Source organism: Falsiroseomonas algicola, assembly GCF_011040385.1.
Taxonomy (GTDB): Bacteria; Pseudomonadota; Alphaproteobacteria; order Acetobacterales; family Acetobacteraceae; genus Falsiroseomonas; species Falsiroseomonas algicola.
On record NZ_JAAIKB010000005.1, the window covers coordinates 254,821 to 280,055 of the forward strand.

The 25,235-nt window shown below is 72.3% G+C and carries 25 protein-coding genes; 10 read left to right on the top strand and 15 right to left on the bottom strand.

The genetic code is table 11. The features are described 5' to 3' along the window. The first annotated feature begins 16 nt into the window (after positions 1-16). Together G3576_RS14710 and G3576_RS14715 are read left to right on the top strand one after the other, a co-directional pair. A complete protein-coding gene (locus G3576_RS14710) occupies positions 17-415 on the top strand; it encodes a RidA family protein (protein ID WP_164695166.1) in 399 nt (132 codons plus the stop codon). Continuing rightward, positions 412-1,377 (top strand): Bug family tripartite tricarboxylate transporter substrate binding protein, encoded by a 966-nt coding sequence (locus G3576_RS14715; RefSeq protein ID WP_164695167.1) that lies wholly within the window; start codon positions 412-414, stop codon positions 1,375-1,377. Before G3576_RS14710 ends, G3576_RS14715 begins: the two co-directional genes overlap by 4 nt. Positions 1,378-1,458: 81 nt before the next feature. Here the strand turns inward: G3576_RS14715 and G3576_RS14720 are convergent, their stop codons facing one another. Further along, positions 1,459-2,982, bottom strand: coding sequence for an ABC transporter substrate-binding protein (locus tag G3576_RS14720; protein ID WP_164695168.1), 1,524 nt, complete (start codon positions 2,980-2,982; stop codon positions 1,459-1,461). A gap of 111 nt (positions 2,983-3,093) precedes the next feature. Here G3576_RS14720 and G3576_RS14725 point away from each other — a divergent pair, with 111 nt between their 5' ends. Then, positions 3,094-4,527 carry an amidohydrolase family protein gene (locus G3576_RS14725; RefSeq protein ID WP_164695169.1) on the top strand — a complete coding sequence of 478 codons (1,434 nt, stop codon included), beginning with the start codon at positions 3,094-3,096 and terminating at the stop codon, positions 4,525-4,527. A gap of 57 nt (positions 4,528-4,584) precedes the next feature. Here G3576_RS14725 and G3576_RS32315 read toward each other — a convergent pair whose 3' ends face one another. Together G3576_RS32315 and G3576_RS14735 are read right to left on the bottom strand one after the other, a co-directional pair. Next, the gene (locus G3576_RS32315; RefSeq protein WP_164695170.1) at positions 4,585-5,022 is read right to left on the bottom strand and encodes a MarR family winged helix-turn-helix transcriptional regulator; all 438 of its coding nucleotides are present in this window, start codon (positions 5,020-5,022) and stop codon (positions 4,585-4,587) included. After that, entirely contained in the window at positions 5,019-6,155 is a 1,137-nt protein-coding gene (locus G3576_RS14735) for an Acg family FMN-binding oxidoreductase (protein ID WP_164695171.1), read from the bottom strand. The genes G3576_RS32315 and G3576_RS14735 overlap by 4 nt, the downstream gene beginning before the upstream one ends. A 150-nt stretch (positions 6,156-6,305) precedes the next feature. Between G3576_RS14735 and G3576_RS14740 the strand changes: the two genes are divergently transcribed. Continuing rightward, positions 6,306-6,650, top strand: coding sequence for a YciI family protein (locus tag G3576_RS14740; RefSeq protein WP_164695172.1), 345 nt, complete (start codon positions 6,306-6,308; stop codon positions 6,648-6,650). Here G3576_RS14740 and G3576_RS14745 read toward each other — a convergent pair. The 3 genes from G3576_RS14745 to G3576_RS14755 form a co-directional block, all read right to left on the bottom strand. Further along, on the bottom strand, positions 6,637-7,845 hold the full coding sequence (locus tag G3576_RS14745; RefSeq protein WP_164695173.1) for a DUF6596 domain-containing protein: 1,209 nt from the start codon (positions 7,843-7,845) through the stop codon (positions 6,637-6,639). The genes G3576_RS14740 and G3576_RS14745 overlap by 14 nt on opposite strands. Then, complete coding sequence (locus tag G3576_RS14750) at positions 7,842-8,186, bottom strand: YciI family protein (RefSeq protein ID WP_164695174.1); 345 nt, start codon at positions 8,184-8,186, stop codon at positions 7,842-7,844. Before G3576_RS14750 ends, G3576_RS14745 begins: the two co-directional genes overlap by 4 nt. A 79-nt stretch (positions 8,187-8,265) precedes the next feature. Continuing rightward, entirely contained in the window at positions 8,266-8,451 is a 186-nt protein-coding gene (locus G3576_RS14755) for a DUF4169 family protein (RefSeq protein ID WP_164695175.1), read from the bottom strand. 39 nt (positions 8,452-8,490) lie between these two features. On the opposite strand from G3576_RS14755, the gene G3576_RS14760 reads away from it, so the two are divergent. The 4 genes from G3576_RS14760 to G3576_RS14775 all read left to right on the top strand — a co-directional run bounded on the left by G3576_RS14760 (position 8,491) and on the right by G3576_RS14775 (position 11,283). Then, positions 8,491-9,153 carry a dienelactone hydrolase family protein gene (locus tag G3576_RS14760; RefSeq protein WP_164695176.1) on the top strand — a complete coding sequence of 221 codons (663 nt, stop codon included), beginning with the start codon at positions 8,491-8,493 and terminating at the stop codon, positions 9,151-9,153. Positions 9,154-9,158: 5 nt separating this feature from the next. Further along, positions 9,159-9,374: a hypothetical protein gene (locus tag G3576_RS14765; protein WP_164695177.1), complete on the top strand. Its 216-nt coding sequence runs from the start codon at positions 9,159-9,161 to the stop codon at positions 9,372-9,374. A 71-nt stretch (positions 9,375-9,445) separates the two neighbouring features. Beyond that, entirely contained in the window at positions 9,446-10,339 is an 894-nt protein-coding gene (locus G3576_RS14770) for an FkbM family methyltransferase (RefSeq protein WP_164695178.1), read from the top strand. An 11-nt stretch (positions 10,340-10,350) separates the two neighbouring features. Then, complete coding sequence (locus G3576_RS14775; RefSeq protein ID WP_164695179.1) at positions 10,351-11,283, top strand: FkbM family methyltransferase; 933 nt, start codon at positions 10,351-10,353, stop codon at positions 11,281-11,283. An 18-nt stretch (positions 11,284-11,301) separates the two neighbouring features. Here G3576_RS14775 and G3576_RS14780 read toward each other — a convergent pair whose 3' ends face one another. Next, positions 11,302-13,428 carry an ATP-binding protein gene (locus G3576_RS14780; protein WP_164695180.1) on the bottom strand — a complete coding sequence of 709 codons (2,127 nt, stop codon included), beginning with the start codon at positions 13,426-13,428 and terminating at the stop codon, positions 11,302-11,304. 145 nt (positions 13,429-13,573) lie between these two features. Here G3576_RS14780 and G3576_RS14785 point away from each other — a divergent pair, with 145 nt between their 5' ends. Next, positions 13,574-13,912: a chorismate mutase gene (locus tag G3576_RS14785; protein WP_164695181.1), complete on the top strand. Its 339-nt coding sequence runs from the start codon at positions 13,574-13,576 to the stop codon at positions 13,910-13,912. Between the two features lie 69 nt (positions 13,913-13,981). On the opposite strand, the gene G3576_RS14790 is transcribed toward G3576_RS14785, so the two are convergent. Further along, complete coding sequence (locus tag G3576_RS14790; RefSeq protein ID WP_164695182.1) at positions 13,982-14,923, bottom strand: isocitrate lyase/PEP mutase family protein; 942 nt, start codon at positions 14,921-14,923, stop codon at positions 13,982-13,984. Positions 14,924-15,060: 137 nt separating this feature from the next. Here G3576_RS14790 and G3576_RS14795 point away from each other — a divergent pair, with 137 nt between their 5' ends. Then, a complete protein-coding gene (locus G3576_RS14795) occupies positions 15,061-16,020 on the top strand; it encodes a Bug family tripartite tricarboxylate transporter substrate binding protein (protein WP_164695183.1) in 960 nt (319 codons plus the stop codon). Between the two features lie 4 nt (positions 16,021-16,024). On the opposite strand, the gene G3576_RS14800 is transcribed toward G3576_RS14795, so the two are convergent. The 7 genes from G3576_RS14800 to G3576_RS14830 all read right to left on the bottom strand — a co-directional run bounded on the left by G3576_RS14800 (position 16,025) and on the right by G3576_RS14830 (position 25,198). Further along, positions 16,025-17,479, bottom strand: coding sequence for an MFS transporter (locus G3576_RS14800; protein ID WP_164695184.1), 1,455 nt, complete (start codon positions 17,477-17,479; stop codon positions 16,025-16,027). A 74-nt stretch (positions 17,480-17,553) separates the two neighbouring features. Then, complete coding sequence (locus tag G3576_RS14805; protein WP_164695185.1) at positions 17,554-18,258, bottom strand: DUF3047 domain-containing protein; 705 nt, start codon at positions 18,256-18,258, stop codon at positions 17,554-17,556. A gap of 59 nt (positions 18,259-18,317) precedes the next feature. After that, positions 18,318-20,267 carry an alpha/beta hydrolase domain-containing protein gene (locus G3576_RS14810; protein WP_164695186.1) on the bottom strand — a complete coding sequence of 650 codons (1,950 nt, stop codon included), beginning with the start codon at positions 20,265-20,267 and terminating at the stop codon, positions 18,318-18,320. 130 nt (positions 20,268-20,397) lie between these two features. Then, positions 20,398-21,339: a protein-L-isoaspartate O-methyltransferase family protein gene (locus tag G3576_RS14815; RefSeq protein ID WP_164695187.1), complete on the bottom strand. Its 942-nt coding sequence runs from the start codon at positions 21,337-21,339 to the stop codon at positions 20,398-20,400. Continuing rightward, complete coding sequence (locus G3576_RS14820) at positions 21,336-23,711, bottom strand: polyamine aminopropyltransferase (RefSeq protein ID WP_164695188.1); 2,376 nt, start codon at positions 23,709-23,711, stop codon at positions 21,336-21,338. The genes G3576_RS14815 and G3576_RS14820 overlap by 4 nt, the downstream gene beginning before the upstream one ends. After that, positions 23,708-24,580 (bottom strand): alpha/beta fold hydrolase, encoded by an 873-nt coding sequence (locus G3576_RS14825; protein ID WP_164695189.1) that lies wholly within the window; start codon positions 24,578-24,580, stop codon positions 23,708-23,710. Before G3576_RS14825 ends, G3576_RS14820 begins: the two co-directional genes overlap by 4 nt. A 30-nt stretch (positions 24,581-24,610) precedes the next feature. Continuing rightward, positions 24,611-25,198, bottom strand: coding sequence for a GNAT family N-acetyltransferase (locus G3576_RS14830; protein ID WP_164695190.1), 588 nt, complete (start codon positions 25,196-25,198; stop codon positions 24,611-24,613). Between the last annotated feature and the right edge of the window lie 37 nt (positions 25,199-25,235).

The window sequence follows — 25,235 nt, forward strand, 5'->3', positions numbered from 1 at the left end:
TCCGAGAGGGAGCGTCATGAGCCTGGTCGTCGAACACCTCGAAGGCACGGATTTCCAGAAATCCCGCGCCTTCTCGCCTGCCGTCATCACCGCCGGCGGCCGCACCGTCTGGCTCTCCGGCCAGACCGCGACGCAGGACCTGGAGGGCCGCGACATCAACTGGGATTTCGAGAAGCAGGTGCGCACCTGCTACGCGCTGATCGACCGCACGCTGCGGCGCGCGGGTGGCGACCTGTCGAGCCTCGTCTGGACCACGGTCTATATCCTCGACCCCCGCCATGGCGACCAGCTGGTGAAGCTGCGGGCGGAGCATTTTCCGGGGGGCAAATTCCCGTGCAGTGCGCTGCTGACCGTCAGCGCCTTCGCGCGGCCGGGCATCGTGGTGGAGATCCAGGGCATCGGGGTGGTGCCATGAACCGCCGGTCGCTGCTTCTGGCCGCACCCGCGCTGGCCCTGGCCGGCGCGGCGCGCGCGCAATCCTTCCCGACGCGCCCCATCCGCATCATCGTCACGATCGGTGCGGGATCGGCCGCCGATATCCTGACGCGCGCCCTGGCCGACGAACTCGGGCGGCGGCTCGGGCAGTCCGTCGTGGTGGAGAACCGGCCTGGTGCCGGCGGCAACATCGCCGGCGAGGTGGTGAGGCGCGCCGATCCGGATGGCCACACGCTGCTGATGGCGACGGTCTCCACCCATGGCATCAACCCCGCGCTCTACCGCACCATGCCCTTCGATCCGGTGGCGGATTTCGCGCCCGTCACCCTGGCGGCGACGAGCCCCAACGTGCTGGTGGTGCATCCCGACAGCCCCTATCGCACGGTGCAGGACATCGTCGCCGCGGCGCGGGCCAGGCCGGGGGAGCTGACCTATTCCTCCGGCGGATCGGGCACGTCCCAGCATCTGGGCGGCGCGGTGCTGGAACAGATGACGGGCACGCGGCTGACGCATGTGCCCTTCCGATCCGCGCCGGAGAGCATCAATGCGGTGCTCGGCCAGCAGACCACGATGACCTTCGCCTCCGTGCCCGCGGCGCTCGGCATGGCGCAGGGCGGGCGGCTGCGGCCGATCGGGCTCTCCGGGCTTCGGCCGATGGCGACCTGGCCGGAGGTGAAGCCGCTGGCTGAATTGGGCCTGCCGGGCTTCGACGTCACGGCCTGGTTCGGGCTGGTGGCGCCGGCGCGGACGCCGGCCCCGGTCATCGAGCAGATCAACGCGGCGACGCGCGCTGCGCTGGAGGTGCCCGCGGTGCGGGAGAGGCTGGCGGGGCAGGGGATGCAGGTGCTGGAAGGCGGCCCGGCGGAGTTCGGTGCCTTCATCCGCAGCGAGATCGCGCGCTGGGCGCCGATCGTGCGGGCGAGTGGGGCGACGGCGGATTGATCTGTCCGAAGGGGGAGCGCTGCTCCCCCTTCAACCCCCACGCCAGGGTCCAGCGGGACCCTGGACCGCGAGGTTCGGGCGCTACCGCGCCGCTGGCCGCAGCTCCGTCGCCATCGTCCGCTCGTCGTTGCGGGCGTTGTAGGTGTAGCCCCGCCGCGCGGCCCAGATGTTCACCTGGTGGTGCAGCGGGATGATGGCGAGGTCCTCCATCGCGATGCGCGTCGCCTGCTGGTACAGCGGCTCCCGCTGGGCCGGGTCCAGCGTCTGCAGCGCCTGCGCCAGGACCTGGTCGAGGCGCGGGCTGGAATAGCCGCTGCGGTTCACCGCCCCCCAGCCGCGGCTCGGCTCGGCCGTCGCGATCAGGGATTGCAGCGGGCTGTCGGGCTCCCCGGTGCCGGTGCCCCAGCCCAGCAGGCCCACGCTGAACTCCGCCCGCGCGGCGCGGCCGAAGAAGGTGGCGGAGGGCTGCGCCTCCACCCGCACGCGCAGCCCCGCGCGCGTCCAGCCCTGCGCGATCGCCTGCAGCACGCGGTCATCATTGATGTAGCGGTCATTGGGCCCGCCGAGGACGATCTGGAAACCCTGCGGATAGCCGGCCTCCGCCAGCAGGCGCCGCGCGCGTTCCGGGTCGAAGGGATCGGGGCGCAGCGACGGGTCATGCCCCATCACCCCCGCCGGCAGCAGTTGCCCCGACGCCACGGCCTGCCCGTTCATCACCGCGCGCACGATGCCGTCGCGGTTGATGGCGAGCGACAGGGCGCGCCGCACCCGCACGTCGCGCAGCGGATTGTCGATGGCATTGCCCGCGAGGTCCGTGACCCCCGGCGTGCGTTCGCGCGCGTGGTCGACATAGAGGTAGATGTTGCGCACGCCGGGGATGGAGAAGACGGCGAGGTTCGCATCGCGCGACAGCCCCGCCACCTCATCCGTCGGCACCTGGTCGATCAGGTGGACATCGCCCGCGCGCAACGCCGCGACGCGCGACGCGGTGTTGGTGATCAGCAGGAAATTGACGCGCTCCCACGGTTCCTTCGCGCCGTCATATTCGTCGTTGCGCGTCAGCTCGAAGCGGCTGCCCGGTGTCCATGACCGGAAGCGATAGGGCCCGGTGCCGATGGCGGCGCGGCCATTGTTGAAGTCGGCGGTGGAGGAATCGCGATCGCTGCCACGCACCAGCATCAGCCCGGCCATCTGGTTCGGCAGCAGCGGATGGGGCCCATCGGTGTGCAGGCGCAGCGTGTGCGGGTCCACGATCTCCACGCGGTTGATGCGCCGCGTGTAGATGGTGAAGCGCCCCGGGCTGTTCGGCACATTCGCGACGCGGTGGATGTTCGGCTCGAAATCCGCCGCGGTGAAGGGCGTGCCGTCATGCCAGCGCGCGGTGCGGCGCAGCGTGAATTCCCAGGTGGTCTGGTCGATCGCGCGCCAGGCCGTGGCGAGTTCCGGCTTCAGGCCGAGCTTCTCATCCTGCCCGACCAGCGCCTGGTAGATGTGCTGGTGGATCGCGACATTGCTGGTCAGCGCATGGAAATGCGGATCGACGGAGGTGACGGCCGCGCCATAGCCGATCCGCACCTCCTGCGCCGCCAATGGCAGGGCGAGCATCGCCGATGCCAATCCTGCAACCCACGCTCCACGCATGCTCATCGCCCCCGATCCTTTCCTCGACGTCATCCGATGCTAGGCTGCGTCGAGGGAAGAACGGAAGGGCGGACAATGACGGATCGGCTGCTGGTGGTGGATGGCCTCGTCGTGACGATGGATGCGGATCGCCGCGTCATCGAAGGCGGTGCCGTGCTGATCGAGGCCGGGCGCATCGCCGCCATCGGCGACACCGCCGCGCTGCGCGCGCGCTATCCCGGCGCGCCCGAGCTCAGCGCGAAGGGCAAGGCCGTGCTGCCCGGGCTGATCGACGCCCACGCCCACGCCGGTCACACACTCGTGAAAACGCTCGGTGGCGGCGACAGCGCGAAATGGACGGAGGCGGTGGAGGCCATCTATCCCCGCGGCGCCACGCCGGATTTCTGGGGCGCGGATGGCTCGCTCGCGGCGTTGGAACGCCTCAAGGCCGGCGTCACCACCAGCCTCTCCATCTTCGGCGCCTATGGATCGCGCACCGACGACCCCGCCCATGCGATGGCGCATGCGGCCGGCTATCGCCGCGTCGGCGTGCGGCACGTGATCTGCCCCGGCGCCTCGCCCCCGCCCTATCCCAACACCTTCTATCGTTGGGACGGCGACAGCCATGAGAGCGTCGCCGTCACGCTCGATCGCCAGCTGCAGGTCTGCGAGGACCTGACGGCCGCGCTGCATGACCGCGCGAATGCGATGAGCCGCGTCATGCTCTGCGCGCCCGTCGCCTTCTCCGGCCGCCCCGGCGTGACGGCGGAACTCGCCGCGCAATACGACGACACCGCGAAGCAGGTGCGCGCGCTCTCACGCCGCCTCGGCGTGGGTTTCACGCAGGATGGGCACAAGGGCGGCACGGTGCGCGCGGCGGCGGAAGCAGGGCTGCTCGGCCCGGACGCGCTGCTCTCCCACTGCATCGACCTGCATGAGGATGAGATCGCGCTGATCGCGGAGAGCGGCACCAAGGTCGCGCACAACCCCTCCGCCAATTTCTCCATCATCGGCCGCTGCCCGGCGATCGAACTGATGGAGGCCGGCGCCACCGTCGCCATCTGCTCCGACGGCACCGCGCCCGACCGCAGCTTCGACATGTTCCGCCACATGTTCCAGGCCATGCACTACCACCGCCGCCATTTCCGCGACGCCAAGGTGCTGCCGCCCGGCAAGGCGCTCGAGATGATCACCTGCGACGCCGCCGCGGCGCTCGGCATGGCGGAGGAGGTCGGCAGCCTCGAAGTCGGCAAGCGCGCGGACATCGCGATCATCGACCTGCGCAAGCCGCATCTCTGGCCCGGCGACATGCCGCTCTACCGGCTGGTCTGCTTCGCGGTGGGATCGGATGTGGACACCGTCATCGTCGGCGGGCGCATCGTGATGGCGGGGCGCACGGTGCTGACCGTGGATGAGGACAGCATCCTCGACGATGCGACGCGGGAGATCGGGCTGGCGCTGGACCGGAGCAACATGCGGCATATGGCCGTCACGCCGGAAAGCTTCTGGAAGAAGACGCGATACGAGTAAGGGCGAGGCTCCGCCTCGCGCTCCGCCGGGGGGCGTGGCGCCCCCCGGACCCCGCCGTCAATCGCGGGCGCGGTCCAGGGCGGCGCGCAAACGGCGCAGGACGGGCAGGACCGACTCGATATCCGCAATCGAGACGTCGCCGGCCACCGGGGCAACCGCCGCCTCGGCGATCGCCACCGCCTCCTGCCGCGCCGCGCGGCCGGCCGGCGTGAGAAACACCAGCTTGCCGCGGCCATCGCGCGGATCAGGCTCCAGCCGCACCAGCCCACGCGCCTCCAGCTTCTGGATCGTGTTGGTCATGGCCGGCCGCTCCACCTGCACGGCGCGGGCGATGCGCACCAGGCTGCGCCCATCGCCCATCCGCACGAGGTGATTGAGCACCACGAAATGCGACACGCGCAGCCCCTCCGGCAGCGCCCGCTCCAGCCGGTTGCGCGCGAGATGCTCGATGATCGAGACCTCGTTCAACAGGGCGAAGAGCGGCGGGTCACTCACGCGCGGCGTATCCTCGTCTCGAACGGCCAACGCGGCGTCGCCGGCACGGCGGGACCATAGCCCAGCCGCCCCAGCATCTGCACCACGCCCCCACCCCCCAGCATCGCCTGCGCCTCCGCATAAGGCCCGGCCATCGCCGGAAACTCCTGCAGGGCTTGGCTGACCGGATGCAGCGACAGGCCGAGGCCGGTGGCGGCCAGGTTGAGGCGCAGCCAGTCCCGCCCGGCCGCCAGGGCCTCCGCCCGGCTGTTGCCCGGGCTGGTCGTCCAGACATAGGCGGGCGTCGCGGCGAGCATGGCCTGGTAGCGCTGCACCATCATCCCGTAGCCCGGCTGGCCGGGCAGCATCGCCGCCCGCGTGATCTGCCCCGCCGCGACCCCCTCCTCGATCCCCGGGCCGTACAGGCTGATGCCGTCGGGCTGAGCCGCCACGGCGGCGGCGCCGAGCCGCATGAGGTCCACGCTCTCCCGATGCGCCGCCTCGTCCCGCGCCTCGACCAGCCAGGCGCGCCAGGCCAGGTCGCGGATGGCGGCGACGCGGGCGGGGTCGGCGGCGGCGCCGAAGCCGCTGGTCACGGAAGCCGCCAGCACCGCCAGCGCCGCCTCCGGCACCGGCCGCGCCATGTCGTAGGGGCGCTTCGCGGACCGCCGCGCGGCGGCATGGGCGAAGAGCGGATCCGCCACGCCGCCCGGCGCCAGGCGGATCAGCGCGACCGGCCGTCCATCCAGCCTTGGCCGGGGCTCGCCTTCCGGAAACGGAGTCACCTCCGCGGCCAAGCCCTGCTGCGCAGCGGCCATGCGGAACAGCTCCACGAAGGCGCCCAGGCCGATGGTGATCTGCCGGTCGAAGGGATCCGTCACCGGCAGCCGCCGGTCGAGGTCGCAGCGCAGCACCACGATCTCCGGCGCCGCGTCCGGCAGTTCCGCGATCCAGGGCTGCCGGTTGTGCGGGTTGGGCGCCAGCACCGCCCAGGCCAGGGCGCGCACCCGCGGGTCCGGATGCGCGGCGGCAAGCGGCGCGGCGGCCCAGGGGGCGGCCGGATCGCCGGCGGTCACGACCTGCCCGCGCGCGGTGCGGGACACGGCAAGGCCGGCCAGGCCGGCGGAGAGCATCAGGCGACGGGGAAGGGGCATCGGGTCTGCTCCATGATGTTCGATATCGAACAATATAGTTCGACGACGAACAAATGCAACTCTTTTCGTAATCCTGTCGAAATCCGGCTCCCTTGCCCGTCATGCTGCCGGACGCGCCATTCCGCGCGCCGAGACAGGACAGGCCCCGCCATGAAGGTCACGATGCTGATCCACGAAGCGCCCGAGGATGTCGCCGCGCGCACCGACCCCGCCCGCGCCCCCGCCTATTGGGGCGCCTGGAAGGCCTATGCCGATGCGCTGGCGCAGACCGGCTTCGTCGAGGGTGGCGCCGGGCTGCAGGGGCCGGAGACGGCGACCCTCATCCGCGGCGACCGCGTGCTCGATGGCCCCTACAGCGAAACGCGCGAGCAGCTCGGCGGCTATTTCACGCTGGAGGTGCCGGACCTGGAGACGGCGAAGGCCTGGGCCGCGCGCTGCCCTGCCGCCGCGCTCGGCACGATCGAGCTGCGCCCGCACCTCGTCATGATGGGCTGAGGCGCAGCAGGAAGTCGCGCACCGCGGGGTCCGTCGCCAGCCCCGCGGCGCGCAGCCGGGCCGCCTCGGCTTCCGCCGTCTCCCCGGCCCGCGCCGCCAGCGACGCCATCGCCGCCCAGAAGGGCTGGTAGCCCGCCAGCCGCCCATCCGCGCCGAGGCTGCGGAGTGCCGCCAGCCCCGCCGCCACGCCCCCGGCCTCGGCCAGCGCCACCGCGCGGTTCAGGGCCACCACGGGGCTGGCGGTGGCGGCCAGCAGCGCATCGTAGAGCAGCAGGATGGCAGCCCAGTCGGTGCGGCCCGTCACCCGCCGCGCGGCGTGCACGGATTGCACCGCGGCTTCCCACTGGAAGCGGCCTGGCGCGCCGAGCGCGAAGGCCCGGCGCAGCAGCGCCTCTGCCTCCGCCTGCATCGCCCCGTCCCAGGCCTCGGGCGGCTGGTCCGAGAGAGGCACGTAGTGCCCCGCGGTGTCCCGCGCCGCCGGCCGCCGCGCCTCCAGGTGCAGCAGCAGCGCCGCCAACCCCAGCGCCTCCGCCTCCTCGGGCGCCAGCGCGGCGGCGATGCGGGCTAGCCACAGCGCCTCCCCGGCCAGGGCGCCGCCATCGGCGGGGTCCTGCGCGCCGGCGGCATAGGCGGCGTAGATCGCGTCCAGCACCGCGGGCAGCCGCGCCGCCACCCCCTCCCGCCCCGGCAGGGCGAAGCGGGCGCCGCTGGCGGCGATGCGCCGCTTGGCGCGCACCAGCCGCTGGCCCATGGCCGCCGGGGAGACGAGGAAGGCGGAGGCGATGCGCGCGGCATCGAGCCCCAGCACCACCTGCAGCATCAGCGGCGCCTGCGCCGCGCGCTCCACCTCCGGCGCCGCGCAGGCCAGCAGAAGCGCCAGGCGGTGGTCGGGGATGGCGTCGGGCTCCGGCTCCTCCGCCAGCAGCGCGGCGTGGCGCAGGGTGGGCTCCGCCGCGCTGGCGGTGGCGCGGCGGCGATGGCCGTCCAGCAGCCGGCGCCGCGCCGCGGTCAGCAGCCAAGCCTCGGGCTTGTCTGGTACGCCGTCGCGCGGCCAGGTGGCCAGCGCGGCGGCGAAGGCATCGGCCAGCGCATCCTCCGCCTGCGCGATGTCCCGCCCCCGCGCCGCCAGCCAGGCCAGCAGACGGCCATAGCTGTCCCGCGCCGCGCGCTCGGCGGCGAGCGATGCCGCGGTCACGCCATCACGGGCCTGGCCTCCACCACGCCATGCCCGGCGCCGGGGCAGCGCGCGGCCCAGCGGAGCGCGGTGGCCATGTCCGGCACCTCGATGAGGTAGTAACCGCCTAACTGCTCCCGCGTCTCGGCATAGGGGCCGTCCAGCACCTGCGGCGCGCCGTTCACCAGGCGTACCGTATGCGCCGTGCCGGCCGGCATCAGCCGGTTGGCGTTCACCAGCGCGCCGGCGGCGCGCAGCGCCTCCGTATAGGCGCCATAGGCCGCCATGGCGGCGTTGCGCTCCGCCTCCGGCATCCGGGGCCAGGCGCTCTCATCGGCATGGATCAGCAGCATCACCTGCATGGCGGTCTTCCCATCCTTGTCGCGGCGCCCGATCGGCGCCGGCATGATGACGCGGGGGGAGGCGCCGTTTCGACAGGGGCTATCCGGATTTGTCGTCCCGCTTCGCGCCATCCAGCAGGGCGCGGCGGCGCGCTTCCTCCCGCCGGTCGTTCAGCTTCTCCGCCCCCGTGCGGCCATGCTTCACGCGGTTGGCCGCGGCCTCCGCCGCTTCCTCCCGCTTCCGCGCCGCCTTCCGGGCCTTGTTCAGGTTGACGATATCGGCCATGGGGGCAGGATACCGCGCCCCAGGAACGGAAGAAACGCCATGATGATCGAGCTGACCGCCGCCGACGGCCACCGCTTCGCCGCCTACAAGGCGGGCCCTGAGAATGCGACGAAGGCGCTGGTGGTGGTGCAGGAGATCTTCGGCGTGAACCGCCACATGCGCCGCATCTGCGATGACTTCGCGAAGGAAGGCTACGCCGTCATCGCCCCCGCGCTGTTCGACCGCGTCGAGCGTGGGGTCGAACTCGGCTACACCGGCGATGACGTGGCGCGCGGCCGCGACCTGCGTGCGAAGGTGCCGGCCGATGGCCCGATGCTGGATGTGGAGGCCTGCGGCGCCGCGCTGCCGAAGGGCGCCGCCCGCGGCATCGTCGGCTATTGCTGGGGCGGCACCGTCGCCTGGTGGGGCGCGACGCGCAGCACCAGCTTCAAGGCGGCCTGTGGCTGGTATGGCGGCGGCATCGCCGGCACGAAGGATGAGAAGCCCAACTGCCCGGTCGAACTCCATTTCGGCAGCCTCGACGCCTCCATCCCGATGAGCGACGTCGAGGCGATCCGCGCCGCCCAGCCCGGCATCGCCATCTTCGTCTATGAGGGTGCGGGCCATGGCTTCGGCTGCGAGGACCGCGCTTCCTACAAGGCCGACGACGCGGCGGTGGCGGAGAAGCGCACCCTCGACTTCTTCGCCAGACACCTGGGCTGAGCGCCATGGTCAGCTACTACCTCACGGCGGCCGCCTGCCTCTTCCTGCTGATCATGATGCCGATCTGGTCGGGCAAGGTGGAGCAGCAGAACTACCCGTTCTGGGTCATCGCGCTGCTCGGCCTGGTGGTGGTGCTGGTGCCGATCTTCGTCCGGCGGCGGCGGCGCGAAGGCGCCGCCGCGCCGGGCGATCTCCGCGTGTCGATCGAGAACCGGGAGTGATCACCGCCGCGGCGCTCATCCTCCGTCAAGGACGGCATGCCCAACCCATGACCGACATGGCGGATCCCTGAATGGCCGGCTTCTTCGCGAAACTGCCTGGCTTGCGGTCGCGGCTTGCGCGCAGCCCCGGTCCCGCCGCACCGCCACAGCTTCCCTACCGCACCAGCAGTGCCTTCCTCGGCGACTACACGGCGCTGACCCTGCTGCATGGCGCGTACATGATCTATGTCGATACGCGCAGCACCGACATCGCGCCCCACCTGATGATGCGGGGCGAGTGGGAGCCGCATGAAGTCGCGACCTTCCAGCGCATGATCCGGCCGGGCGACACGGTGTTCGACCTCGGGGCCAATGTCGGCGTCTATTCCCTGATCGCGGCGGCGGCGACCGGCCCGCGCGGCCAGGTCCATGCCTTCGAACCCAACCCGCGCAATGCCGCCCTCCTCGCCCGCTCCCTGGCCGTCAACGGCTTCGACGGCTTCTCCACCATCCACGCCGTGGCGGTCGGGGAGGAGGAGGGCACCGCCACGCTGGTCTTCAATCCCGAATGGTCGGGCGGGGGCTTCATGGACACCACCCGCGCGGAAGGCGGCGTCGGCGCCGATGGCGATCGCCGGGTGCCGGCGCGCGTCGTGACGCTGGACCGCTACTTCACCGACCCGTCGCTGACCCTGGATGTCGCCAAGCTGGACATCGAGGGCATGGAGGGCCGCGCGCTTCGCGGCATGCGCGGCCTGCTGGAACGGTCCCCGCGAGCGCGGCTGATGATCGAATGGGCGCCCGACATGCTGGCGCGGCAGGGCGTGACGGCGGCGGAGATCGTGGCGCTGCTCGCCGGCATCGGCTTCCGCTTCTGGACGATCAGCGGTCGCGCCAGCCTCGAGCCGATCGCGGCGGAGGCGCTGGGGGGCATGACGGACGGGCTGCAGAACGTCGTCGCGGCGCGCGGCCCCGACCCGGCCTGAGGCGCGGCGGGGTGAAGCCCTTCGCGTGGCTGGTCGGCCAGGCCAGCCGCCTGCATGGCCGTCGCCAGCGCCGGCGGCCCCTGGCCACCGGGCAGGCCATGCACCGGCTGGAGCCGGAGGACTACGCGAGCTCCTGGCGCCGGGTCGGCATGCAGGCCCTGATCCGGGCGCAGGCCCGGGCGGTCCCGCTGCCCGATGGCAGCGTGCTGTGCCGGGCGCTCGGCCGCTATCCGATGGTGGTGGATGGGCGGGACCTCGGCCTGTCCGCGCGGCTGATGCTGGATGGCTTCTGGGACTACGCCGTCGTCGCCTTCCTGGCGCGGACCCTGCGGCCGGGGCAGGTCGCCATCGATGTCGGCGCCAATCTCGGCCTGCTGACGGTGCTGATGGCCGATCTCGTCGGCCCCGCCGGGGCGGTGGCGGCGGTGGAGCCGAACCCGGCGCTGATCACCCTCGCGGCCCGCAACCTGTCGCTGAACGGGCTGGCCGGCCGCGCCACGCTGCACCAGGCCGCCGCCGCTGATCGGGGCGGGGAGGTGCGGTGGCTCCGCCTCGACCCCACCGACCCCAAGAACGGCCACCTGCTGCCGCCCGGCGCCGTGACGGGCCGGGGCGGGATGCTGGAGGTCGAGGTGCCGACCCTGGCACTCGATGACCTGGTCGCCGGCGCCGCGGATGTGGTGAAGATCGATGTGGAGGGGGCGGAGGAGTCGGTCTGGGACGGCATGCAGGGCCTGCTGGACCGCAGCCCCGACATCCTGGTGCTGATGGAAGTCAATCCGGCCCGGCTGGCCGATGCCGCCGGCTTCCTGCACGCCGTCGCCGCCCGCTTCCTGCTGCGGGAATTGCGCGCTGACACCCGCGTGGCACCGGTGCGGCTCGAGGCGGTGCTGGCCCGGCCCGGCGATACCCAGCTGGTCCTGACCCGCCGCGCGCGGGTCTGACGGCGGCCCGGCCCCAGATTAAGCCGCCGCCTCCGTGGCAACGCCGTCCGCCATGCCGTCCGGTGCCACGGGCAGGGAAAGGGTGAAGCGCGCGCCCGCCCCGGTATTCTCCGCCGTGATCCCCCCGCCCATGGAGCGCATCAGCCCGTGGCAGATGGACAGGCCGAGCCCCGCGCCGCGGTCCGGCCCCTTGGTGGTGACGAAAGGCTCGAAGACCCGGCCCATCACCGCCGGCGGGATACCGCCGCCGGTATCGGTGATGGCGAGCCGCGCGATGCCATCCTCCACCACCGCCGTGACCTCGACCCGCCGGGGGGTGCCGGGGGGCAGGGCCTCCAGCGAGTCCCGCGCGTTGAACAGCAGGTTCACCAGGACCTGCTCGATCGGCACGGCGTGGCCCAGCACCACCGGCGGCGGCGGGCCCAGCGTCACCAGCACCTCCACGCCGGCCTCCGCCAGGGCGCCGCCGGCCAGAGTCAACGCGCCTTCCAGCGCCTGGGCCAGGTTCACAGGGACGACGGCATCCGCTTCCTCGCCCCCCCGCGCGAATTGCCGGAGGTAGTCGATGATGGCCGATCCGCGCTTCACCTGGTCCAGGATGCGGTCCAGGCGCTGCAGGACGCGGTCCATGTCGCCCCGCTTCGCCGCCATCACCGCGACGCCGACGGCCAGCGAGATGGCGGTCAGCGGCTGGCGCAGTTCATGCGCCAGGCCCTGGCCCATCTCGCCGAGGGAGGCCAGGCGGCTGGCTTCCCGTGCCCGGGCTTCCGCGGCGCGTTCGGCGGTGATGTTGACGATGTAGCCGACCACGGATCCGTGCCCGTCCGGCCGCTTCTCCAGCAGCCGCGCCGTGGTGCGCATCCAGGCCCAGCTGCCATCGGGCTGGCGCATCCGCCAGTCCAGCACCGCCCGGCCTTCCGCCAGGGTGCGCTGGTAGAGCCCGTCGAAATCCGCCTCGGGATCGGCGAATTCGGCCCAGGGCTTGCCCTTCGGCAGGGCTTCCACGGGCCAGCCGGAGACCGTGGCGCCGTCGCCGTTGCGGTAGACATGGCGGGCGATCCCGTCCGGACCGACTTCCCGCAGGAAGACCACCGCGGGCAGGCCGGCGAGCAGACGCTCGATCTCCGCCCGTCCCTGCTGCTGGGCGGCGAATTCGCGGCGGTCCGCGCGGGCGCGGAGGATGGCGAAGCTGGCGGCCACCAGCGCCATCATGCCCGCCCAGGCCACCAGCGCCGCGATCCGGGCCCAGAGCCGTACCCGCGCGGCGGCGGCAAGCCCCGGCCCGAGTTCCACCGAGCCCAGCGTCAGCATCTTGCCGCCCGGCACGGTCCGGACGGCAATCATCACCTCCACCCCCGTCAGCGGGTTCAGGCTGCGCAGCGTCGTGGACGGGGCGTCTTCCAGCGCCGCCAGGGTGCGGGGCGTGACCAGCCGGCGGCCCAGCAGCGATTCCGTGTCCTGGCTGCGCACCAGCACCTCGCCCTCCGCACGCAGGATCGCGGCGACCTCCCCGGGACGATGCGCGAGCCCCGCCAGCGCCTTGGCCAGGCTCCGGATCTCCAGCGCCACGACGATGATGCCGCCGAAGCCGCCGCCTGGTGCGGGGATGCGGATGGAGGTCGGGATGACGAGGTCGGGCAGCGGGCCCTCCGCCCGCGCCAGGCCCTGGCTGACCCGCACCCCGCCCGCCGAGGCGCCGCCTTCCGCGGCATGCGCCTGGAACCAGGGCTGCCCGGCCACGGAGGTGCCAACGCCCTCCTCCCCGGCCGAGGACCATTGCACCCGCCCCGCCGCATCGGTGACGGCAACGCGCGCGATGGTGCCGCCCGCGTTGCGGATGAGTTCGTTGAGGAGGCCCGCGACCTCGCTCCGCATGGCCGCGCCGTCCGGCCCGGCCTGGCTGGCCCAATGGCCCGCCAGGGCCTGGGTATCGCGGGCGACCGCCAGGGCACGGGCCGCGAACTGGCCGGCCGCATCGGCGATGGCGCCGGCCCGCTCCTCCGCGCTTTGCAGCGCGTCCTCCTGCATGTGGTCGCCGATCGCCTCGGCACCGGACCAGAGCAGCGCCAGGGCAAGCAGCCCCGCGCCCGCGGCCAGGGCCGCCGACCATCGGCGCATCCGGAAGAGGGTGCCTGTCTGGGCCATGAGGTTGAGCCTACCCCTACTCCCGCGGCTGTGACTCGTCCGTTAGCCGGGCGGGCCGAAGCGGGGTGCGCACCCTTGCCATCGGCGCGCTGGCAGCGTTCCTTGGCACCGAACGACGACTGCCAGGAAAGACGGCCCCGCGCCCATGCCCCATGATTCCGTCCCCGCCGCGGCCGCGCCCGCGGGCGATTCCGTCCCGGAGGATCTCTGGCGACTGCGCCGCAGCATCGACAACATCGACGCCGCCCTGGTCCATATGCTGGCCGAACGCTTTCGCGTGACGCGGGAGGTGGGCGTGCTGAAGGCCATCCACCGCCTGCCGCCCGTGGATTCGTCGCGGGAGGAGGCGCAGGTCGCGAAGCTGCGCGGCATGGCGGAGCGCGCCGGCCTCGACGCCGATTTTGCCGAGACCTTCATCAGACGCGTGATGGCGGAGGTGGTCCGCCAGCACGGGGAGATCGCCGCCGAGCGGCGTGGGGGTTAAGGCCGCGGAGCGGCTTGGGGCTTGAGGCCAGGGAGAGGCAGGGGGCCTGAGGCCCCCCGCCCGGGCACGTCAGACCTTCGTGTTGGTCCCCATGTAGCGGTCCTCGAGCCCCCGCCAGGTGGCGTTGTCGAACAGCGTCCAGAGCTCCCCATGGCTGAGCATCCGCCCGGCCATGGCGTTGGAGGACCCCGTCTCCTTCAGGGAGGCCAGCACCTCCAGCCCCGCCTTGGCGAAAAGCCGCGTCAGCGCATTGGGGTAGATGGCCAGCCGGAAGCCGAGTTCCCGGAGGCGCGCGGCGGGCAGGATCGGCGTCTTGCCGCCCTCCACCATGTTGGCCAGCAGCGGCACGTCCGGGAAGGCGCGGCCGACCACGGCCAGTTCCGCCTCGCTCTGCGGGCTTTCCACGAAGATCACGTCGGCGCCGGCATTGCGGTAGGCGCGGGCACGCTCGATCGCGGCTTCCAGCCCCTCGCCGGCGCGGGCATCGGTGCGGGCGATGACGACGAAGTCGGGGTCGCGCCGCGCCTCCACCGCCGCCTTGATGCGCATGGACATCTCATGGGTCGAAACGAGCTTGCGGCCGGGCTCGTGGCCGCACTTCTTCGGCCATTCCTGGTCCTCGATCTGGATGCCGCTGACGCCGGCGCGTTCGTATTCGCGCACCGTGCGGATGACGTTCAGCGGCCCGCCATAGCCGGTGTCGCCATCGGCGATGACGGGGATGGAGACGACGTCGCAGATGCGCCGGATGCGGTCGAGGATCTCCCCGAAGGACAGCGCGGAGACATCGGGCGCGCCCAGCGCGCTCATCGAGATGCCGGCGCCGGTGATGTAGAGGCAGGCATGGCCGGAGGCCTCCACCAGCCGCGCGCCGACGCAGTCGAAGGCACCGGGGGCGAGGAAGAGGTCGGGGCCGGCCAGCAAGTCGCGGAGCCGCCGGTTGCGGCCGGTGGCCTCCGCCAGGCCGATGGGGAAGGTGGGGCCGGCGGGCAGGGGGGCGTCATCGGGCATGGCGTTCTCTCCGGAAAGACTGGGATGCAAGCTAGTCGCGCGGGCAGCCGCGCGGAAGACAGGCGCTTTCCCGGTTTTGCGACGGCGCCGCTTCGGTCCATGCTGCGCCGCACCCGCCTGCAAGGACGCCGCCGCCCATGCTGTCACGCCGCCTGCTGATCGCCGCCACCACCCTGGCGCTGCCCGGCCTCGCCCGCGCCCAGGGCCGCGGCGCGCTGCGCATCATCATGCCCTTCCCGCCGGGACAGGGCAGCGACATCCTGATGCGCCTGCTGGCGGAGCGGCTGCAGGGCCCGCTCGGCCAGCCCGTGATCGTGGAGAACCGGCCCGGCGCCGGCGGCACGCTCGGCATGGAATACGCGGCGAATGCGACGCCGGACGGCAACACCATCGTGATGGGCGGCAGCGGCCCGACCACCATCGCGGGCAGCCTCTTCCCGCGCCTCGGCTACGACACGCAGCGTGACCTGACGCCGATCGCCCTCATCGCCAGCGTGCCCCAGTTGTTCATCGTGAACAACGACTTCCCGGTGCGCGACATCCAGGGGCTGATCGCGCGGGCCAAGGCCAATCCCGGTGGGATCTTCTACGCCTCCTCCGGCAACGGCACGACGCAGCACCTGAATGTCGAACTGTTCAAGACGCTGACGGGCACGGAGATGACCCACGTCCCCTATCGCGGATCGGGCCCTGCGCTGGCCGACCTGGTGGCGGGGCAGGTGCCCTTCATGTCGGACACGCTGGCGGCGGTGACGGACCTGGTCCGCACCGGCCGCGTGCGCGCCATCGGCGTGACGTCGAAGGAGCGCTCTCCCTTCTTCCCGGACGTCCCGACCATCGCGGAGCAGGGGGTCGCGGGCTACGAATCCGTGGGCTGGATCAGCCTGCTCGGGCCCCGCGGGCTGCCGGACGCGCAGGCCGCGCGCATCGAGCAGGCGGTGGAGGGCGTGCTGCGCCAGGCCGATTTCCAGGCCCGCCTGGCCGACCAGGCCTTCACCGCCACCTTCCTCAACCGCACCGACTTCGCGGCCTTCATCCGGTCAGAGATCACCAAATGGGCGCAGGTGGTGCGGGCGGCGGATGTGAAGGTGGATTGAGCGGTCAGCGCGCCGCGGACGACACCGGCGCGCTCACCTCCTCCAGCGGCCGCCCCTCCGCCGCGAAGCCCAGCCGCCATTCGGTGACGGCAGCGATGATCATGAGAGCCGCGCCGAACAGGTAGCCCCACATGATGTCGACGCGCTGCCCGCCCTCGATCAGCCAGCCGAACAGGGCGGGGCCGACCACGCCGCCGATGCCGGTGCCGAAGGCGTAGAAGACGGCGATGCCCATGGCGCGCATCTCCAGCGGGAAGGCCTCGCCCACGGTCAGATAGGCGGCGGAGGCCGCGGCGGAGGCGAAGAAGAAGATCACCGTCCAGCACGCCGTCTGCGTCGTGGCGGAAAGCCACCCCTGGGCGAAGGCGAAGCCCGTGATCGCCATCAGCACGCCCGCCAGCCCATAGGTCAGCGTGATCATCGGCCGCCGCCCGACCGTGTCGAACAGCCGGCCCAGCAGCAGCGGGCCCATCAGGTTGCCGATGGCGAAGGGCAGGATGTACCAGCCCACATGCTCGTTCGCGACGCCGTAGAAGCGCGTCAGCACCAGGGCGTAGGTGAAGAAGATCGCGTTGTAGCAGAAGGCCTGGCAGGCCATCAGCGTCAGCGCCAGCACGCTGCGGTCCCGGTGCCGGCGGAACATGATGCCGACCACCTCCATGATGCTGATGTGGTCGCGCGGATAGAGGCGGATCGGGCCGTGCTGCAGCGGGGGCAGGGGGCCGTGTCGGGATTCCGCGCCGCGCTCGATCGTGGCGACGATCCGCTCCGCCTCCTCCGGCCGCCCATGCGTCATCAGCCAGCGCGGGCTTTCCGGGATGTAGCGGCGCAGCAGCAGGATGACGAAGGACAGCGCGCCGCCGACGATGAAGGCCGCGCGCCAGCCGATCTCCGGATCCACCACCGCCGGGTTCAGCACGATGAGGCCGATCGCCGCCCCCATCGCGCCGCCCGCCCAGAAGGTGCCGTTGATGACGATATCCGTCTGCCCGCGCCGGCGCGCCGGGATCAGTTCCTGGATGGCGCTGTTCACCGCGGCATATTCGCCGCCGATGCCCGCCCCGGTCAGGAAGCGGAAGAAGGCCAGCGACCAGAAATCCCAGGCGAAGCCCGTCGCGATGGTCGCCAGCAGATAGACCGCGACCGTCGCGGTAAAGAGCTTCTTCCGCCCCAGCCGGTCCGTCGCCCAGCCGAAGCCCAGCGCGCCCAGCACGGCGCCGAGCAGATAGGCGGAGGCCATGAGGCCGACCTCCGTCTCCGTCAGCCGGAGGCTCGGGCTGGCGGCGATGGCGGGGGCCAAGCTGCCGACCAGCGTGACCTCCAGCCCATCCAGGATCCAGGTGACGCCGAGCGCCACGCAGACCAGGGTGTGGAAGCGGTCCCAGGGCAGGCGATCCAGCCTGGCGGGGATCGAGGTCTCGAAGCTGCCATCCGCCGGTCGGCCGGAACTCTCTGCCATGCGCCGGGCCTCCCTGACCCGGCGGCTTCAACCGCGCGCGGCGTTGGGCGGTTCCCTGGCTGCGTGATCGGGACCTATCGGCAGGGCACCAGGCGGATGTTCTCGACCTGCGCATCCACCGCGGCGCCGCTATCCTCGGTGTCGGAGGAGATCACGACCTCCTGCAGGGTCGGCACCTCGCCGCCGCCAAAGGCCAGCCGCCAGTCGGCGGCCAGGTCCACCCGTTCCTCCACCCATTGCCCGCGCGGCGCCTCGGCGGGGCGCAGCACGCGGATGCGGGTGATGGCGCCGGTCCAGGGACTGGCGAAGAAGGTGCCGGCCGCGGCCTCCCGCCCCGTGCCGCCCCAGACATAGCTGAGCACGCTGCGCGGCAGCCGGTGGTCGCCCGCGCTGGCCTGGGCGACCGTGTGCTGGGTGCGAGTCACGAAGCTGACGGCGGGGCCGAATTCGGAAAAGCCCACGGAGATGGCGAGCGCCCTGTCATCGCCGCCGCGCCTCGTCAGGTCCGTCACCGGCGGCCCCGCATCCACGCGCCAGCGCCAGGCGAGGCAGGTGGCGGCACCTGACAGCGGCCGGAAGATGAACCCTCCCTCGCCGCGGCCGCGCACGCGGATGCCGCCGGAGGGGGTGGCGGAGAAATCGGCCGGGCGGATGCCGTGCCATTCCATCTTCCGCCAGCCCAGCGCCGCCACATCCGCATTGGTCCTGCCCGGAGAGACCGCGGCCCCGAGCAGGGGCGCGGCCATCAGCAGGACGAAGGCGGCAAGACGACGATCCATCCCCCCTCATCTGCGCGATCCCAGATCGGCAAACAAGAGTGAACAGATCGTAACCCGCTCTACCGCGCCGGGAGGCGTGCCAGCGTGCCGGCTTCCGCCGCCGCCACGATCGCCTGCATATCCTCGGCCAGGAGCAGCCGTTCGTCCCGCAGCCGCTCCGCGCTGGCGCGCACCGCGGCGACATAGGCGGCCGGGGTGGGCCAGCGTTCCTCGATCGAAGGGCGCGGATCATTCGCCGCCTGGCGTTCCGCCCGCGTCGCGGCGAAGGGGATGACGCCGCCCTGGTTGGTGCAGAGCGCCCCTTCCCCGAAGCCCGCGGCGCGGGGGTTCCAGCCGGTATAGGTGGCGCGCGGCGCCTCGATCACCGGCGTGCGGAGCCCGCCGATCGCATTGCCGTCGGCATCCACGCGGGGGAACAGGATCGGATAGCTGCCGGTCACGACGGGGGGGTTCTTGCTGACGTCCAGCAGCGGCGCGGGGGTCCAGGACGTCAGGCGCGCCAGGCCAGGAATGGCAGGGAAGGCGGCCGCGGACACCAGCGTGCCATGCGCCACCATCGGCACGCGGCTGGCGGGCGGTTCCGCGCCTTCCCGCACCCAGGCTTCCAGCGCCGCCACCAGGGCACGAGTCAGCGCGCCGGCCTGCAGCGGGTTCATCGGCATCTGGCACATCGGGTTGCGGTTCGCGACCGCCTGCGCCACCGCGTAGTGCGGATGGCCCGTCATCATGTAGCCCCGCACCTCCGGCGGCAGGTCCACATGGCGCCCTGCCGGGTCGGTATAGGTGAGCGATCCGCGAGCGCCCCAGAACTCGAACTCGCTATCGGTCTGGAAGACGCGGGGGCAGGTGTTGGAGATGCGGCAGCGCCGCAGCAGCCCGTCCCGCGCACCGGTCAGCGGATCGGTCGTCGTCGCATAGGTGAAGGGGAACTGGTCGGCGGCATAGAGGCGATCCGTGTGGTCGGACGGATTCCGTCCCGGCTGCGCCCAGCGCACATTCATGAAGGTGCGCCGGCTGCCCGGGATATGGGCCACCAGCCCGTCGAAGACCGGGCGGCCGCGCGTATCCTCGTTGAAGCCGAGATGCAGGTAGTCCCGCAGGAAACGCCCGGACTGGGAGATGCCCATGCCCATGGTGGCGGTCACGGTGCTGCGCCCGTTCACCGCCAGCGGATTGGCCTCGCCCCCTTCGCGCCGCAGGAAGGCCGTGACGTCCCGGAAACCCGCAAACCCCATGCCGAGCACCAGCGGGTCGCGCGCGGTGTAGGTGAGTTCGTAGATGGCGCCGGCGTCGAAGCCGGCGGGGCGCGTGATCTCGATCCGGTCGCCCTCCAGCAGGCGATACGTCAGCCCGGCCGGCGTCTGGCGCTGGTCCTCCTGCCGCGCCCGCACCGTCAGCACGATGCTGGCGGGATCGGCGACGGGATAGGTGAGCTGCCCGATGGCGGGGTTCGTCGTGTTGTCGAAGACGAACTCCTCCCGCGAGGGCCCCGTGATGCCGGGGATGCGCGGCACCTGCACCTTCATGCCCTGGCCGGGCGTCCAGTCGCCCTGCCAGCCCACCCAGGCCAGCGTCATGCCCTGGCGGAATGTCCAGCCATTGCCGGCATCCGCCGCCTGCTCCAGCCGCGGCGTGCCGGCAGCCGAGCTGTCGTTCAGCACCTGCGTCACGATGCGCCGGCCCCTGTTCGGCGGCTCCACCAGCAGCGTGCCGTTGCCGCGGGACAGGTCGGCGGGGCGGAGGATGATGACATCCGCCGTGGCCTCCACGCGCCCCTCCGCATTGCGCGGCGCGCGGTCGATGTCGGCGATGACGGCATTGCGCGGATCGGCGGGATCGAGCGCGATAGTCGCCCGCGCGCGGATTTCCACATAGGGGCCGACAGCGCCGAAGGCCTGGCCCTCGAAAGCCGGGCGCGGCGGGCCCGTCACCTCGAACCGCACCACCTCCGCCATCGCGGCGGGCGACAAGGCTGCGAGCGCGACGGCGCCCAGCAGGACGTGCTTCATGGACCGGTTTCCTTCCCCTGGATTGCGGGAAGGCTCGCGCGGCGTAACGCGTGATGCAACGGGAAAGACGGGGAAGGCGCTGCCTTCCCCGGACCCCATCCGCCAGGCCCGAGACGGGCCTGGACCGTCGTCAGCCCGCCGGGCGGCGGGGGATGGGGGCGTGGCCGGGGGAGGGGGCGACGGGCTCGCCGGCGGGAGCGACGGGGGTGCCGGGGGGCGGGGGGCGGTTCATCATCGCGCCGGTCATGGGGATGAAATACACGCCCACATCCTTGCGGCTGCGCACGCGCCCATCCTCCTCCTTCGTGTAGATGTAGAGGAACTGGCCGCGCCGGAAGGGCTGGCCGATGGGGATCACGAGCCGCCCGCCCGGCTTCAGCTGCTGGATGATCGCCGGCGGCACATACTGCGCGGCGCAGGTCACGATGATGGTGTCGAAGCCGCCCTCGACCTCCGGCCAGCCGAAGAAGCCGTCGCCGACCCGCGTCTCGACATTGGCGTAGCCCAGCGGCTCGAAGATCCTGGAGACACCACGGCCCAGCGGCTCGATGATCTCGATCGAATACTGCTTCGCCACGATCCGCGACAGCAGCGCGGATTGGAAGCCGGACCCGGTGCCGATCTCCAGCACCACATGCTCGGGCTTCGGCGCGCAGACCTGCGTCATGTAGGCCTGGCCGAGATAGTCCGACAGCGCGGAGCCGAAGCCGATCGACCAGGGCTTGGCCTCGGCCTCATAGGCATCGCCGAAGGAAGGCCGGCCGCCATCGTAATTGTAGTGGAAGTACTCCCGCGGCACTTCCGCGAAGGCGCGCAGCACCGCCGGGTCGGCCTCCCCCTGGAAACGCGCCTTCAGGTAGCTCTCGATGCTGGCCAGCGCGCGCGCCTTGCGCTGCTGGATCGCCTGGAAGGTCGCGGCGGAAACCTCGCCATTGCGGCCGGAGGCGCGGAGCGCGGCGTTCATCGTGTCCCGCGTCCAGGCGGGCGCCTGCGCCCGCGCCACGGCGGGCAGGGCAAGGCCCCCGAGGCTGGCCGCCAGCAGCGTGCGGCGGTGCAGGGTGAAGGCGGTCATGCGGCGGCGCTCCGTGGCCAGGCGAGGGCCACGGCAAGGTAACAAGCCGCACCCGCCAGCAACAATGGCGCGATGCCGATTCCGTGAGCAATCAGGCTGGCGAGTGGCGTGGCGACCACGGAGAAGGCCCCGTTCAGCGCCCAGGCCCAGGGCAGCAGCGCCGCCCCCTCCTGCCGGAAGCGGTCGAGGCCGAGCGGGAAGGGCATGCCCATCGCCAGCGACAGCGGCGCCAGCAGCACCACGAGCAGGCCTACGCGCAGCGCGAAGGGCCAGTCGAGCGCCGCGGAAACAACGGACGGCAGCACGAAGGCGGCGGCGGCCCCCAGGGCCAACGCCACCAGCGCCGCCAGGCGCAGCGCGCGCCCGGGCTGCGCGACGCCGCCGGCGAGCATGGCGCCAAGACCGGAAAAGACCAGCATCCCCGTCAGCACCAGCGCGAAGCCCGCGGTGCGGTCCCCCAGCAGCAGCGCCGCCTGTTCGATCAGCGCGATCTCCACCATCAGGAAGCCGAGGCCGAGGGCGGGGAAGAAGACCAGCGCGCGCCCCATCATCGCCGGGCGCACGCGCAGCGCCCCGCGCGCCAGCAGCGGCAGCCCCGCCACCAGCAGGGCCAGCACCGCCGCCTGCGCCAGCACGGCGACGTTGACCAGCAGCCCGATCTCGGGCTGGGGCAGCACCTCCATGCGCTCGATCGCCGCGCCCACGGCGGGCAGGCGCACCAGCGGGCTCAGCCAGGGGCGGTCGGCGGTCAGGGCCGAACGGTCGAAGGCATCCTGCCGCGGCGTGCCGGAAAGCAGCGCCGCCGCTTCATCCGCCACCGCATCCTCGGTCTGGGAATCCGTGCCACCGCTGTCGAGCGACACCGGCGACAGCTCGTTCCACACGTCGCGCCCCTGCGGCAGGCCTGGCGCCCAGGAAAGGTCGAAGCTCCGTGCCTCCGCGAACTCCACCAGGCGCGCGACCCTCGCCTCGTCCAGCGGTTCGCGGGCCACTAGCACGCGGAGGTTCCAGGCGGAGCGGATGACGGCGAGATGCGCGGCGGGATCGGCGACGCCCGAAAGCCGCAGCGCGTCCTGCGCCGTCGCGATCACGCGCACCGCATAGGCCGGCAATTCGCGGATGCTGACGGGGATGGAGACGAGACCGCCCGGCTCCAGCTGCGCGATGCGCGCGGCCATCGCCTCCCGCGTATAGGCGTGGCGGTTCTGGTCATCGGCGCCGAGAAAATCGCCGCTGACATCGACCAGGTCGAAGCGCCCCGTGGCGCGCAGCGGATGCGCATCGGACAGCGTGACGCGTGCATCGGCCTGCATCGGCGGCACCGGACCCAGCCCGTGGCGGAGCGCCTCGCGCAGCACGGGCTCCGGCTCGATCACCGTGACATGGGCGGCGCCGAGCGCCAGCGCCTCCGCCGGCCGGAACCCGCCGGCGGCGCCCAGCAGCAGCACGCGCGGTGCGTCGAGCAGCGCATAGGGCGCGGCATCCAGCGCGCCGGGCGCGTGGCCGGCCTCGGGCGGCACCTGCATGGGCAGCGCCGCGATGCGGCTGCCGTCGCGGTACAATCCGTAGGCACGCGGCGGCGCGGGCAGGCCCATGCTGCCGGCGTTGTTGGTGACGTCGGTGTCGAGGCGCTCCGTGAAATTGTCGAGCAGCTGGTAGAGCCCGCGCGGGCTGGTCCATTCGCCCAGCACCTGGCCGCCCTGCACGTTCATGGGCGCGTAGATCGGCTTGTACTGGCTGACGGCGGGCGCGGCGAAGGCAAGCACCGCGGCCTCCGCCGCCACCAGCACCGCGATGGCGGCGATGCGCCAGCGCCTGCCGCCGGCGATCATGGCCGCCAGCGCCAGCAGCGGCAGCAGCGCCGGCACCAGCAGGAAGGGGTGGAGCGCCAGCATCAGCAGCAGCGCCGCCACGGCCCCCGCGCCGGCGCCGAGCAGGTCGTAGCCATAGACCAGCCCGATCCGGTCCGACCGCGCGACGAAGTTCAGGGAGACGGCGAGGCCGGCCAGGAAGAAGAAGGGGAACAGCGCCGCGTAGTAGCCGAGGATGTTCTCGAGCTGCGGCCAGGCCGTCGCCGGGTTCTGCAGCTCCAGCGGGTTGAAGGGATTCGCACACGCCGCGATCCACCCCGCCGCGCCCGCCACCAGCATCGCCAGCGGCAGTGCCGGCAGCAGCGTCGCCGCGCGCTTGAGAAAAGCCTCGCGCCCCAGCACCATCACCACGCCGGAGACGGCGAAGCCCGTCATCGCGATGGAGATGACCCAGTAGCCATATTCGGAAAAACTCGCGACGGCGAAGAAGCGCGTCAGCGCGATCTCCACCCCGACCGCCGCGGCGGAGAGGAGAAACAGCGGCAGCAGCGCCAGCATCATGCGAAGGCGGCCTCGCGCGCCATGAAGGTCTCCATCCGCGTGTTGAACCGCGCGGCGGCGTCGACGAACAGCGCGTGGCCGGCATCCTCGTAGATGTCGATGCTGGCCGCCGCATGCTTCTGCGCCACAAGCTGCGCCTGGCCGCGGAAGCGTGGCGTGACGGCGTAGAGCACGGGCCGGCGCGTCGAATACAGCGTGTTGCGCCAGAACTCGCGGGGCCGCGCGTAGGAGAGCAGGCGGATGCTGTCCTCCACCCGCATGCGCTGCGCATCCCGCGCCAGGCGATCGAGATAGGCGGGCGTCTGTGGCGTGCGGAACATGGAGGCGACGAAGCCCCGCACCGTCGCGTCCCGGTTGGTGCGGAGGTTCTGCAGGAAGCGGCCATTGCCGGCCGCCGGCGGATCGCCCTCTCCCACCGAATTGTCGATGAGCACCAGCCCCGCCAGCCGCGCATCGCCCGCCTGGTCCAGCCAGGAGAGCGCGTCCAGCACGCCGAGCGACCAGCCCGCCAGCACGACGCGCCCGGGGCCGAGATGCGGCATCAGCTCCGCGATATCCCGCCCGCGCCGCGTGGGCTCGTAGCCGGAAGGCGCGACCTGGGACTGCCCCTGCCCGCGGGGGTCCAGCACCACGACGCGGTAGCGCTGGGCCAGCTGCTCGATCTGGGGCGTGAAGATCCAGGCCGGCATGCACCAGCCCGGCACGAAGACCACGGTCGGCCCCGCGCCGGCTTCGAGGAAGTGCAGGCGCGTCTGGTCGGAGGCGACGAAGTAGCGGCTGGTCGCCTGCGGCTGCGCCCGCGCAGTGCCGGCGAGCAGGGCTGGCGCCGCCAGCAGGCCCCGCCGCGTCAATCCCCCGGCGAAGCCCATGCGCGATTCCCCCAACCCGTCGCGGAAGCCTTACCCCCCGATGCGGCTGTCGATCCAGTCCCGCCGCGTCACGGCATAGAGCAGCTGGTGCCGCAACGGATGGCCCTCCGCCAGGCGGGGGTGGTCGAAGCTCCCCTCCCGCCGCATGCCGAGCTTCTCCATCAGCGACCAGGAGGGGACATTGGCCGGCGGCGTGAAGGCGACGATGCGATCGAGCCCCGCCGGCCCGAAGCCATAGGCCAGCGCCACCCGCGCCGCCTCCTCCGCCAGGCCGCGGCGCTGGAAGCGCGTCGCGATGCGCCATCCGATCTCGGTCTCGGGCTTCGCGGGGTCGTTGAAGGGGGCGTCGAAGGCCACGGGCTGCAGGCCGACCACGCCGACCATGCCTTCCCCCTTCAGCTCCAGCACCCAGAAGCCGTAGCCGCGGTCCCCGAACAGCCCGGCGATGCGGGCCCCCCAGGCATCGCTTTCCGCGCGGTCATGGACGTTGGGGAAGAAGCGCATCGCCTCCGGGTCGCCATTGATGGCGAAAAGGGCGTCGAGGTCCTCGGGCAGCCGCCAGGGGCGGAGCACCACGCGGGGGCCGTGCAGCGTGACCGGTGCCTTTGCCTGACCCATGCGTGGCCGTCCCCCTTCATTCCGCCCGGGAAGCCTA